The following is a 13,615-nucleotide window of genomic DNA, read 5'->3' on the forward strand; positions in this document are numbered from 1 at the left end:
AGACTGATCATGCAGCAATAAGAATAGGAGTAGTGGCAACTTTGAAAAATATTTGTCTTTTAGGAGCAACAGGATCAATCGGCGAACAGACTCTTGATGTACTGCGTGCACATCAAGACCAATTTCAGCTGGTATCTATGTCGTTTGGCAGAAATATTGATAAGGCCGTTCCAATGATTGAGGTCTTTCAGCCGAAGTTTGTCTCTGTCGGTGATCTGGATACATATCATAAATTAAAACAAATGTCTTTTTCTTTTGAATGCCAAATCGGGCTGGGAGAAGAAGGACTGATAGAAGCAGCAGTGATGGAGGAGGTTGACATTGTTGTCAACGCTTTGCTTGGAAGCGTCGGTCTTATCCCGACATTAAAGGCAATTGAACAGAAAAAAACAATTGCGCTTGCAAATAAGGAAACTCTTGTCACTGCAGGGCATATAGTAAAAGAACATGCTAAGAAATATGATGTTCCGCTGCTGCCTGTTGACAGTGAGCATTCAGCCATTTTTCAAGCTCTTCAAGGCGAACAGGCTAAAAACATTGAACGCCTCATCATTACGGCATCCGGCGGAAGTTTTCGGGACAAGACGCGGGAGGAGCTCGAATCAGTAACAGTTGAAGATGCATTAAAACATCCAAACTGGTCAATGGGTGCAAAAATTACAATTGATTCGGCTACAATGATGAATAAGGGATTAGAGGTGATCGAGGCACACTGGCTTTTCGATATACCTTATGAACAAATTGATGTGGTTTTACATAAGGAGAGCATCATCCATTCAATGGTTGAGTTCCATGATAAAAGTGTGATCGCACAGCTCGGAACTCCGGATATGAGAGTCCCCATTCAATATGCGCTCACTTATCCTGACCGATTGCCATTACCAGATGCGAAAAGGCTTGAATTATGGGAAATCGGCAGCCTTCATTTTGAGAAAGCTGATTTTGACAGGTTCCGATGCTTACAATTTGCTTTTGAATCAGGTAAAATAGGAGGAACAATGCCGACAGTGCTAAATGCGGCAAACGAAGTAGCTGTCGCTGCCTTTTTAGCTGGCAAGATACCGTTTTTGGCTATTGAAGACTGTATCGAAAAGGCACTAACCCGCCATCAATTACTGAAAAAACCGAGCCTGGCGGACATTCAAGAAGTGGACAAAGATACCCGGGGATACGTCAATTCAATACTCACATAAGGTGGTATGTTCGTGAATACAGTTATAGCGTTTATCATTATTTTCGGAACGCTCGTTTTCTTCCATGAACTGGGCCATTTATTGCTAGCCCAAAGAGCGGGAATTCTCTGCCGTGAATTTGCGATCGGCTTCGGTCCAAAGATTTTTTCTTTCAAAAAAAATGAAACAGTTTATACGATCAGGCTGCTTCCGGTCGGCGGATTTGTTCGTATGGCCGGCGAAGATCCGGAAATGATTGAGGTGAAACCCGGATACACGGTCGGGCTTCTGTTTAATAAGGAAGATCAAGTTGAGAAAGTCATCATCAATCAAAAGGAAAAATATCCGGATGCATTAGTCATTGAAGTGGAAACAGCGGATCTAGAGCATGACATGAAGATCACCGGTTATGAACAGGGGAAAGAGGACGAACTTTCCAGCTTTACTGTCAGCGAAACATCCTTTTTTATTGTAGACGGAGAAGAAGTGCAGATTGCGCCGTATAATCGCCAATTTGGTTCCAAACCTGTATGGCAGCGGATTAAAGCAATTGCTGCAGGGCCGATTATGAACTTTATTTTAGCTTACGTCATTTTAGTGATGCTTGGGCTGATTCAAGGCGTACCGTCAAATGAACCTATGCTCGGGCAGCTGACAGACAATGGACGGGCGGCTGAAGCAGGGCTAAAAGAAGGGGATTATATCCAAAGCATTAACGGAGAGAAAATGAGGTCTTGGACTGACATTGTCTCCGCTGTAAAAGAAAACCCGGAGAAAGAAATGGACGTTGCAGTAAAAAGAGATAACAAAACGCTTCATATTTCGGTGACTCCGGAAGCTGTTAAAGATGAGAACAAAAAAACAATCGGACGTTTCGGTTCCTATGCGCCGACTGAAAAAGGCGTACTCTCAGCGGTTGCTTACGGCGCGACATCAACAGTTGATGTCACCAAAGCCATTTTAACCAATCTGAGCAAATTAGTAACAGGCCAATTTAAACTCGATATGCTGTCAGGTCCTGTCGGCATATATGACATGACAGACCAAGTGGCGAAAACAGGGATAGTGAACTTATTTCAGTTTGCGGCGTTTTTAAGCATTAACCTTGGGATTGTCAACCTGCTTCCGATTCCGGCACTTGACGGAGGAAGACTGTTGTTTCTATTTATTGAAGCGATTCGGGGCAAACCGATTAACAGGGAAAAAGAAGCATTTGTTGTGTTTATCGGCGTAGCTTTCTTAATGCTTCTTATGCTGGTTGTCACATGGAACGATATCCAGCGGCTGTTTTTGTAAACGAAAAGTAAATCAATCAGAGGTGCGAAGAAATGAGACAAAGCTTGACGCTTATTCCTACGCTCCGTGAAGTTCCAGCTGATGCCGAAGCAAAAAGTCATCAGCTTCTTCTGAGAGCAGGATTTATCAGACAGAATACGAGCGGGGTATACAGCTATATGCCTCTTGCGTATAAGGTGATTCAAAACATTCAGCAGATTGTTCGAGAGGAAATGGAGAAAATTGATGCCGTAGAAATGCTCATGCCCGCATTGCAGCAGGCAGAGACATGGCAGGAATCAGGCAGATGGTATACGTATGGTCCCGAACTGATGAGACTAAAAGACCGTCATGGCCGTGAATTTGCTTTAGGGGCAACGCATGAAGAGGTTATCACTTCGCTTGTTCGCGATGAGGTTAAATCTTATAAGCGTCTCCCTCTGACTCTTTATCAAATTCAGTCTAAGTTCAGAGATGAAAAACGTCCTCGCTTCGGTTTGTTAAGAGGCCGCGAATTTATTATGAAGGATGCGTACTCTTTCCATGCATCTGCAGAGAGCCTGGATGAAACGTATCAAAAAATGTACGAGGCCTATTCTAATATTTTTGCCCGCTGCGGCATTAATGTAAGACCTGTTATCGCTGATTCAGGCGCAATGGGAGGAAAGGATACGCACGAATTTATGGCACTTTCTGCGATCGGAGAGGATACGATTGCGTATTCTGATGAATCACAGTACGCGGCTAATATCGAGATGGCTGAAGTTCTTCACCAGGAAGTTCCTTCAGATGAAGAGCCTAAAGCTCTAGAGAAGGTTCATACGCCTAACGTGAAAACAATCGAAGAACTGACTGCGTTCTTACAGGTTTCGGCTGAAGCGTGCATTAAGTCAGTATTGTTTAAAGCTGATGACCGTTTTGTCTTAGTGCTTGTAAGAGGGGATCATGAAGTTAACGATATTAAAGTGAAAAACTTGCTTCATGCAGAAGTTGTAGAGCTTGCTACACATGAAGAGGTCATTCAGCAGCTCGGAACAGAGCCAGGCTTTGTAGGCCCTGTCGGTATTCATCAGGATGTGGAAGTATATGCCGATCAAGCTGTGAAAGCAATGGTTAATGCTGTTGCCGGGGCAAATGAAGGAGATCATCATTATAAAAATGTCAATGTGAATCGTGACGCGCAAATTAAAGAATTTGCTGATCTTCGTTTTATTAAAGAAGGTGATCCTTCACCAGACGGCAAGGGAACGATCCGTTTTGCTGAGGGAATCGAAGTCGGACAAGTCTTTAAGCTCGGAACACGCTATTCAGAAGCGATGAATGCGACATATTTAGATGAAAACGGACGCGCGCAGCCAATGCTGATGGGCTGTTACGGAATCGGTGTGTCAAGAACGCTTTCTGCTATTGCTGAACAGCATCACGACGAAAAAGGCTTAATATGGCCAAAAAGCGTTGCGCCGTACGATCTTCATATTCTTGCTTTGAACATGAAAAACGATGGGCAAAGAGAGCTTGCTGAAAAGCTGTATGCCGATTTAAAAGCGGAAGGCTATGAAGTGCTCTATGATGACCGTGCTGAGCGTGCCGGCGTAAAATTCGCTGATTCAGATTTAATCGGCCTTCCAATCCGCATCACTGTCGGAAAACGAGCTGACGAAGGAATCGTCGAAGTGAAAATTCGTCAAACTGGTGAGTCAACTGAGATTTCAGTAGACGAATTATCTGCGTTTATCAGCAAGCAGTAATCACCATAACGATTTATCAAAAAACATGTTAAAATAGAAATAATAGAAGGTACCTCATTGCCTGAGGTACCTTCACTTATGATGTTTTTAGGGAGGGATACTGTCTTAATGGAACAGTTATCAGTAAACAGAAGGCAGTTTCAAATTCTTCTGCAGCAGATTAATATGACAGATGATACCTTCATGACATACTTTGAACATGGCGAGATTAAAAAGCTGACAATTCACAAAGCTTCTAAGTCTTGGCATTTTCATTTTCAATTTAAATCTTTGCTGCCTTTTCAAATATATGACACATTAACAACGAGGCTGACGCAATCGTTTGCCCACATAGCAAAAGTGACATCTTCAATTGAAGTTCAGGATGCCGAGGTCAGTGAAAGTATCGTTCAAGACTACTGGTCACGCTGCATTGAAGAACTGCAGGGCATTTCGCCGCCGATTATCAGTCTTTTAAACCAGCAAAAACCGAAGCTGAAGGGCAATAAACTGATTGTCAAAACCAAAACGGATACAGAAGCGGCTGCGCTAAAAAACAAATACAGTTCCATGATTCAAGCAGGCTACCGTCAATTTGGCTTTCCGGATCTTCAGCTTGATGCTGAAATATTTGTATCCGAGCAGGAAGTTCAAAAGTTTCGGGAACAAAAGCTTGCGGAAGACCAAGAGCGGGCGATGCAGGCCTTGATTGAAATGGAGAAGAAAGATAAAGAAAGTGATGAAGACCAAGCACCATCTGGTCCTCTTGTTATCGGTTATCAAATTAAAGATAACGAGGAAATCCGGACACTTGACAGCATCATGGACGAAGAACGGAGAATTACGGTCCAAGGTTATGTGTTTGATGTGGAGACGCGCGAGCTGAAGAGCGGGCGCACGCTGTGTATCTTCAAAATTACAGACTATACAAATAGTATTTTGATCAAAATGTTTGCACGTGAAAAAGAAGATGCGGCACTGATGAAGTCTCTGAAAAAAGGAATGTGGGTAAAAGCACGCGGAAGCATTCAAAATGATACATTTGTCAGAGACCTTGTCATGATCGCAAATGACGTAAACGAAATAAAAGCAAAAACCCGTGAAGATTCAGCACCTGAAGGAGAAAAAAGAGTGGAATTGCATCTTCATTCCCCAATGAGCCAAATGGATGCTGTTACGGGTATCGGAAAGCTTGTCGAACAGGCGAAAAAATGGGGGCATGAGGCCATCGCTTTGACTGACCATGCTGTCGTTCAATCCTTTCCTGATGCGTATTCTGCGGCAAAAAAGCATGGAATTAAAATGATTTACGGGATGGAAGCGAATCTCGTGGATGATGGCGTGCCAATTGCTTATAATGCCGCACATCGTCTGCTCGAAGAAGAAACATATGTTGTTTTTGACGTTGAGACGACAGGATTGTCTGCTGTATACGATACCATTATTGAGCTGGCTGCAGTAAAAGTAAAAGGCGGAGAAATTATTGATAAATTTGAGGCGTTTGCGAACCCGCATCGTCCGCTTTCCGCCACAATCATAGAGCTGACAGGGATCACTGATGATATGCTACAAGACGCTCCGGATGTCGTAGATGTAATAAGAGATTTCAGAGAATGGATTGGCGATGATATCCTTGTCGCTCATAATGCAAGCTTTGATATGGGATTCTTAAATGTAGCCTATAAAAAGCTTCTTGAAGTCGATAAAGCTAAAAACCCAGTCATTGATACGCTTGAACTTGGACGTTTTCTCTATCCGGAATTTAAGAACCACCGGTTGAACACACTTTGTAAAAAGTTTGATATCGAACTCACACAGCATCACCGTGCGATCTATGATACTGAGGCAACCGCTTATTTGCTTCTGAAAATGCTGAAAGACGCAGCTGAAAAAGGCATTCAGTACCATGATGAGTTGAATGAAAATATGGGTCAGTCCAATGCTTATCAAAGATCAAGACCGTATCATGCAACATTACTTGCCGTGAACAGCACGGGACTTAAAAATTTATTTAAGCTTGTGTCACTTTCTCATATTCATTATTTTTACAGAGTGCCGCGTATTCCGAGATCTCAGCTTGAGAAATACAGGGAAGGGCTGCTGATCGGTTCTGCCTGTGACAGGGGAGAGGTTTTTGAGGGAATGATGCAAAAATCGCCTGAAGAGGTGGAAGATATCGCGTCATTCTATGATTACCTTGAGGTTCAGCCGCCTGAAGTGTATCGTCACTTGCTGGAGCTTGAACTGGTCCGTGATGAAAAAGCGCTGAAAGAAATTATTGCGAATATCACGAAGCTGGGGGAAAAGCTTAATAAACCGGTTGTTGCTACGGGAAATGTTCATTACTTGAATGATGAGGATAAAATCTACAGAAAGATTTTAATATCCTCACAAGGCGGGGCAAATCCGCTGAATAGGCATGAACTGCCGAAAGTGCATTTCAGAACGACAGACGAAATGCTTGAAGCTTTTTCTTTCTTAGGTGAAGAAAAAGCGAAGGAGATCGTAGTCACCAATACCCAAAAGGTTGCTTCTTTAGTTGATGACATCAAGCCGATTAAAGATGATTTATATACGCCGAAAATCGAAGGCGCCGATGAAGAGATCAGAGAAATGAGCTATCAGCGTGCAAGAAGCATTTACGGGGAAGAGCTGCCTGAAATTGTCGAAGCGCGGATTGAAAAAGAGTTAAAGAGTATTATTGGCCACGGATTTGCTGTTATTTACTTGATCTCTCACAAACTTGTAAAACGTTCACTAGATGACGGGTATCTCGTTGGTTCCCGTGGTTCCGTAGGATCTTCATTAGTTGCGACACTTACTGAGATTACTGAGGTAAACCCGCTGCCGCCGCACTATGTTTGTCCTGAGTGTCAGCATTCTGAGTTCTTTAATGACGGTTCTGTCGGTTCTGGTTTTGACCTGCCTGACAAGACATGTCCTCATTGCGGAACGCCTTTGAAAAAAGACGGCCATGATATTCCATTTGAAACGTTCTTAGGATTTAAAGGGGACAAAGTACCTGATATCGATTTGAACTTCTCAGGGGAATATCAGCCGCAAGCACACAATTACACAAAAGTATTGTTCGGAGAAGACAATGTATATCGTGCGGGAACAATAGGCACGGTGGCAGAAAAAACAGCCTACGGTTATGTAAAAGGCTATGCCGGAGACAACAATCTTCATATGCGCGGTGCCGAAATAGATCGGCTCGTACAGGGATGCACAGGTGTAAAACGTACAACTGGACAACACCCTGGCGGTATTATCGTAGTTCCGGATTATATGGATATTTATGATTTTTCACCGATCCAGTTCCCGGCAGATGCCACAGGTTCAGAGTGGAAAACGACTCATTTTGATTTCCACTCCATCCATGACAACCTGTTAAAACTTGATATTCTCGGACACGATGACCCGACTGTTATTCGGATGCTTCAAGACTTAAGCGGAATAGATCCGAAAACAATTCCGACGGATGATCCTGAAGTGATGAAGATCTTCCAGGGAACCGAATCACTCGGTGTGACTGAAGAACAGATTGGCTGTAAAACGGGCACTCTTGGAATTCCTGAATTCGGAACCCGATTTGTCCGGCAGATGCTTGAAGATACAAAGCCGACCACTTTTTCTGAGCTCGTTCAGATTTCAGGCTTGTCTCACGGAACTGATGTATGGCTTGGCAATGCACAGGAGCTCATCCACAATAATATTTGTGAGCTGAGTGAGGTTATCGGCTGCCGTGATGACATTATGGTTTATTTAATCTATCAAGGCCTTGAACCGTCCCTTGCCTTTAAAATCATGGAATTCGTGCGTAAAGGAAAAGGATTAACGCCTGAATGGGAAGAAGAAATGAAAAATAACAATGTCCCAGACTGGTATATTGATTCCTGTAAAAAGATTAAATACATGTTCCCGAAAGCCCACGCCGCGGCATATGTCTTAATGGCAGTCCGCATTGCTTACTTTAAAGTGCATCATGCTCTTTTGTATTATGCGGCTTATTTTACCGTTCGTGCAGATGACTTTGATATCGATACAATGATCAAGGGCTCTACAGCAATCAGAGCGGTAATGGAGGATATAAACTCTAAAGGACTTGATGCTTCACCGAAGGAAAAGAACCTTCTGACTGTTTTAGAATTAGCGCTTGAGATGTGTGAGAGAGGCTATTCATTCCAAAAAGTCGATTTATATCGCTCCAGCGCCACAGAGTTTATTATTGACGGCAACAGTCTAATTCCGCCGTTTAACTCTATTCCAGGGTTAGGGACGAACGCTGCTTTGAACATTGTAAAAGCTCGCGAAGAAGGCGAATTCCTCTCAAAAGAAGATTTGCAAAAGAGAGGGAAAGTATCAAAAACGATTTTAGAGTACTTAGATCGCCACGGCTGTCTGGAATCACTGCCTGATCAAAACCAATTGTCACTGTTCTAATATGGAATGCAGAATTTCTCAGAAATTCTGCTTCTATGCATACATAAGCGCAAAAAGTGCCATCGTAATATTAGAGTTTCTGTCACTTGCTTAGGTATGAAGGTAAGCGTATATCCATTTGCAATAAAAATATGGTTATGGTATAGTTTTATTGGAAATGCTAACGATTACCGAGGCAAAGAGTGGGGAAACCCGCTCTTTTGTATTGAACAGGAGAATTTTGTCTCGACATGTTCATCGTTTACTTTTTAGCCCCTGCTCTTTTGAAGCAGGGTTTTTATGCAGAGTGACGAGACGAATATGAGATCGACAGCACAAGGAGGAAGAACATGAGCAAAAAAGTGACTGACACCGTTCAAGAAATGGCTCAGCCAATCGTAGACAGCCTTCAGCTGGAACTCGTTGACATTGAATTTGTCAAAGAGGGCCAAAGCTGGTTCCTTCGCGTGTTTATTGATTCCGATGACGGTGTGGATATTGAGGAATGTGCCAAAGTAAGCGAAGCTTTAAGCGAAAAGCTTGATGAAGCAGACCCAATCAGCCAAAATTACTTTCTTGAAGTCTCATCTCCAGGAGCTGAGCGTCCGCTAAAGAAAAAAGCCGATTTCGAAAAATCACTAGGAAAAAACGTATACATTAAGACGTATGAGCCTATTGACGGCGTAAAAGTGTTTGAAGGTGAACTGGCTGAATTTGATGGACAAACAGTGACAGTTGAGATCACGATCAAAACAAGAAAGAAACGGATCAATATTCCGTATGAAAAGATAGCTAATGCAAGATTAGCTGTTACATTCTAATGAATACAAATGTTTTAAGGGGGGAGACCGTTAAATGAGCAGTGAATTATTAGATGCTCTCACGATTCTTGAAAAAGAAAAAGGCATCAGTAAAGAAATTATCATCGAAGCAATCGAAGCTGCGTTAATTTCTGCTTATAAGCGGAATTTTAATCAAGCGCAAAATGTACGGGTGGATCTAAACCGTGAAACTGGCTCCATCCGTGTATTTGCAAGAAAAGATGTCGTTGACGAAGTATACGACCAGAGATTAGAAATCTCAATTGAAGAGGCACAGGGCATCCATCCGGAATATATGGTCGGCGATGTCGTCGAAATCGAAGTTACACCTAAGGATTTCGGGCGCATAGCTGCTCAAACAGCGAAGCAGGTCGTCACACAGCGTGTGCGCGAAGCTGAGCGCGGTGTGATTTATTCTGAATTTATCGACCGTGAAGAAGACATCATGACAGGGATCGTCCAGCGTCTGGACAATAAATTTATCTACGTGTCTTTAGGCAAAATAGAAGCCTTGCTGCCGGTTAATGAGCAAATGCCGAATGAAAGCTACAAGCCCCATGACCGCATTAAGGTATATATCACAAAAGTAGAAAAAACAACGAAGGGCCCGCAGATTTATGTGTCAAGAACACATCCAGGCCTGTTAAAGCGTTTGTTTGAAATTGAAGTGCCTGAAATTTATGATGGAACTGTCGAGCTAAAATCTGTTGCCAGAGAAGCCGGCGACCGTTCAAAAATTTCTGTTCGCACAGATGATCCTGACGTTGATCCTGTCGGTTCATGCGTAGGGCCTAAAGGCCAGCGTGTGCAAGCAATCGTCAATGAATTAAAAGGTGAAAAAATTGACATTGTCAACTGGTCCAGTGATCCTGTAGAATTTGTCGCGAATGCGCTCAGTCCTTCCAAAGTGCTTGATGTCATTGTTAATGAAGAAGAAAAAGCGACAACTGTTATTGTTCCTGATTACCAGCTGTCTCTGGCAATTGGCAAAAGAGGACAAAACGCACGCTTAGCTGCTAAACTGACAGGCTGGAAGATTGATATTAAGAGCGAAACGGACGCAAGAGAACTTGGAATCTATCCGAGAGAACTTGAAGAAGATGATGAGCCGCTCTTTACGGAGCCTGAAACTGCTGAATCGGATGAATAAGAGGTGACTTTAGGTGAATAAACACAAAAAGATCCCATTACGCAAATGTGTAGTGACTGGTGAAATGAAGCCTAAAAAGGAACTGATCCGAGTTGTACGGTCGAAAGAAGGCGAAATCTCAGTAGACCCGACCGGAAAAAAGAATGGGCGGGGTGCTTATTTAACGCTGGATAAAGAGTGCATCTTAGCAGCAAAAAAGAAAAACACTTTGCAAAATCAATTTCAATCACAAATCGATGACCAGATTTTCGATGAATTGCTGGAACTGGCGGAAAAGGTGAAAAAATAAAATGTCTGGAATGGAATGGTTTCCCTTGCTGGGTCTGGCCAATCGAGCTCGTAAGGTCGTGTCAGGCGAAGACTTGGTAATAAAAGAAATCAGGAATGCGCGTGCAAAGCTTGTCCTGCTTACAGAGGATGCATCATCTAACACAGCAAAAAAAGTAACTGACAAGTGCAATTATTATAAAGTCCCTTATAAAAAAGTCGAGAGTCGCGCGGTTCTTGGACGCTCTATCGGTAAAGAAGCCCGTGTCGTTGTCGCCGTCACTGACCAAGGTTTTGCGAATAAGCTGATCAGCTTGCTCGATTAATATTTTTGGGGGTGAACGAATGGCTAAAATGAGAGTATACGAATATGCAAAAGCGTTAAATGTTTCAAGTAAGGAAATTTTGACCGCACTGAAGAACATGGATTTAGAAGTGAATAATCACATGGCCATGCTTGAAGAAAAGGCCATTAAAAAGCTAGATGCCAAATATAAAAAAGGCGGCGCAGCTGCTAAATCTCAAAAGCCAGCAGAAACGAACAAAAACAAACAGCCACAAGGGGTTAATCAGCAATCAGCTGGAAATCAACCAAATAAAATTCGAGACGGAAAGAAGAATGACGTGCAGAATAATCAATTTAACAAAAACAAGAAGAATAACAACAACAAAAAAAATAAACGCAACAACAACAATAATAAAAACCAACATCAGCAAAAGCCTGTAAAGCCGAAAAAAGAGCTTCCTGAGAAAATTACATTCTCTGGCACTTTAACAGTTGGCGCACTTGCTGAAGAGCTTGGCAAAGAGCCTTCAGAAATCATTAAAAAGCTGATGCTTCTTGGCGTAATGGCAACCATTAACCAAGAGCTTGATAAAGACACAATCGAACTCATTGCATCAGAATATGGTGTTGAAACAGAAGAGGTCATTGTGCTTGAAGAAACAGAGCTGGAAAAATACGAAGAGCCTGATAATGAAGAGGATCTTGAAATTCGTCCTCCTGTCGTGACAATCATGGGCCACGTTGACCATGGGAAAACAACGCTTCTTGACAGCATCCGTAAAACAAAGGTTGTTGAAGGAGAAGCAGGCGGAATCACTCAGCATATCGGCGCTTATCAAATTGAAGAGAACGGCAAGAAAATCACGTTCTTGGATACACCGGGCCACGCCGCATTTACAACAATGCGTGCACGCGGTGCAGAAGTAACTGATATTACGATTCTTGTCGTAGCTGCCGATGACGGTGTCATGCCGCAAACAGTTGAAGCGATTAACCATGCAAAAGCAGCAGAGGTTCCAATCATCGTTGCTGTGAATAAAATAGATAAAGAATCTGCAAACCCTGACCGTGTAATGCAAGAACTGACGGAATACGGACTTGTCCCTGAAGCTTGGGGCGGAGAAACCATTTTTGTGCCGCTTTCCGCTTTAACTGGAAAAGGCATTGATGAGCTCGTTGAAATGATTTTGCTTGTCAGTGAGGTAGAGGAACTGAAAGCGAATCCGAACCGTCAGGCAAAAGGAACGGTTATTGAAGCTGAACTCGATAAAGGCAGAGGGTCAGTTGCGACGTTGCTCGTACAGACTGGAACACTGCATGTCGGTGATCCGATCGTAGTCGGCAATACATTTGGCCGTGTCCGTGCAATGGTCAACGACATTGGCCGCCGTGTGAAAACTGCCGGCCCGTCAACTCCGGTTGAAATTACCGGTTTGAATGATGTCCCTCAAGCGGGAGACCAATTCCTTGTCTTTAAGGATGAAAAAACAGCTCGTTCTGTCGGTGAAGCCCGTGCTTCGAAACAGCTTGAAGAGCAGCGCAGCGATAAAGCGAAGCTCAGTCTTGATGATTTATTCGAGCAAATTAAGCAAGGTGATGTAAAAGACATCAACCTCATCGTAAAAGCTGACGTTCAAGGATCTGCTGAAGCTTTAACGGCTGCGCTTCAAAAAATTGAAGTAGAAGGCGTTAAAGTGAAAATCATCCATACAGGCGTTGGTGCGATTACTGAATCTGACATTATCTTGGCATCTGCTTCCAATGCAATTGTTATTGGGTTTAATGTGAGACCGGACGGAAATGCTAAGAGTACGGCTGAAGCTGAAAATGTAGATATTCGACTTCACCGTATCATTTACAAAGTAATCGACGAGATTGAAGCTGCCATGAAAGGTATGCTTGATCCTGAATATGAAGAAAAAGTAATTGGTCAAGTAGAAGTACGCCAAACATTCAAAGTATCTAAAATCGGTACAATTGCCGGCGGATATGTTACTGAAGGAACCATTACGCGCGACAGCGGCCTCCGTTTAATTCGTGACGGCGTCGTCATCTTTGAAGGCGAAGTAGATGTTCTGAAACGCTTTAAAGACGATGTGAAAGAAGTTTCACAAGGCTATGAATGTGGTATTACAATTAAGAAATACAATGACATTCGTGAAGGTGACATCCTAGAAGCGTTTGTCATGCAAGAAATTGAAAGAACGTGATCGGATTTGCGGAGTGTGAATGCATCATTTATGATGCAGGATCGCTAAAAGAAAAGCGTGCCGTTCTGAAGCGGATTTTAACCAGGGTTCAAAACAAGTTCAATGTTTCGATTTCGGAGATTGGCTATCAGGACACCTGGCAAAGAACCAGCTTCGGAATCGCCGCTGTTTCTTCCTCTCGCGTTCAAACAGAAAAAGAACTGCAGCGCGTCCTAGCGTTTATCGATTCTTTTCCTGAAATTGAACGGACGATCACTAGGACAGAGTGGTTTTAACTTAGAGGTG

At 43.0% G+C, this 13,615-nt stretch carries 10 protein-coding genes; all 10 read left to right on the forward strand.

Going from position 1 to position 13,615, the window contains the following annotated elements; all coding sequences use genetic code 11:
• The first annotated feature begins 41 nt into the window (after positions 1-41).
• The 10 genes from dxr to MKX71_RS08940 all read left to right on the forward strand — a co-directional run bounded on the left by dxr (position 42) and on the right by MKX71_RS08940 (position 13,605).
• A complete protein-coding gene (gene dxr, locus MKX71_RS08895) occupies positions 42-1,193 on the forward strand; it encodes a 1-deoxy-D-xylulose-5-phosphate reductoisomerase (RefSeq protein ID WP_003245155.1) in 1,152 nt (383 codons plus the stop codon).
• A gap of 6 nt (positions 1,194-1,199) precedes the next feature.
• Positions 1,200-2,468 (forward strand): RIP metalloprotease RseP, encoded by a 1,269-nt coding sequence (gene rseP / locus MKX71_RS08900; protein ID WP_010886508.1) that lies wholly within the window; start codon positions 1,200-1,202, stop codon positions 2,466-2,468.
• Positions 2,469-2,500: 32 nt separating this feature from the next.
• Positions 2,501-4,195 (forward strand): proline--tRNA ligase, encoded by a 1,695-nt coding sequence (gene proS, locus MKX71_RS08905; RefSeq protein WP_003231918.1) that lies wholly within the window; start codon positions 2,501-2,503, stop codon positions 4,193-4,195.
• A gap of 108 nt (positions 4,196-4,303) precedes the next feature.
• Positions 4,304-8,617 (forward strand): PolC-type DNA polymerase III, encoded by a 4,314-nt coding sequence (locus MKX71_RS08910; protein WP_029726487.1) that lies wholly within the window; start codon positions 4,304-4,306, stop codon positions 8,615-8,617.
• 329 nt (positions 8,618-8,946) lie between these two features.
• Complete coding sequence (gene rimP, locus MKX71_RS08915) at positions 8,947-9,417, forward strand: ribosome maturation factor RimP (protein WP_003231915.1); 471 nt, start codon at positions 8,947-8,949, stop codon at positions 9,415-9,417.
• A 34-nt stretch (positions 9,418-9,451) separates the two neighbouring features.
• Positions 9,452-10,567, forward strand: a complete 1,116-nt coding sequence (gene nusA / locus MKX71_RS08920; RefSeq protein WP_003231912.1) for a transcription termination factor NusA — start codon at positions 9,452-9,454, stop codon at positions 10,565-10,567.
• A 13-nt stretch (positions 10,568-10,580) separates the two neighbouring features.
• Positions 10,581-10,856 carry a glucose-induced regulator RulR gene (rulR, locus tag MKX71_RS08925; protein WP_009967250.1) on the forward strand — a complete coding sequence of 92 codons (276 nt, stop codon included), beginning with the start codon at positions 10,581-10,583 and terminating at the stop codon, positions 10,854-10,856.
• 1 nt (position 10,857) lies between these two features.
• Entirely contained in the window at positions 10,858-11,160 is a 303-nt protein-coding gene (locus tag MKX71_RS08930; RefSeq protein ID WP_003220946.1) for a YlxQ family RNA-binding protein, read from the forward strand.
• A gap of 19 nt (positions 11,161-11,179) precedes the next feature.
• Positions 11,180-13,330 carry a translation initiation factor IF-2 gene (infB, locus tag MKX71_RS08935; RefSeq protein WP_014479801.1) on the forward strand — a complete coding sequence of 717 codons (2,151 nt, stop codon included), beginning with the start codon at positions 11,180-11,182 and terminating at the stop codon, positions 13,328-13,330.
• Positions 13,327-13,605: a DUF503 domain-containing protein gene (locus tag MKX71_RS08940; protein ID WP_003220950.1), complete on the forward strand. Its 279-nt coding sequence runs from the start codon at positions 13,327-13,329 to the stop codon at positions 13,603-13,605. The genes infB and MKX71_RS08940 overlap by 4 nt, the downstream gene beginning before the upstream one ends.
• Positions 13,606-13,615 lie beyond the last annotated feature (10 nt).

The sequence above is a fragment of the Bacillus sp. FSL M8-0071 genome (assembly GCF_037975455.1).
Lineage (GTDB): Bacteria > Bacillota > Bacilli > Bacillales > Bacillaceae > Bacillus > Bacillus subtilis.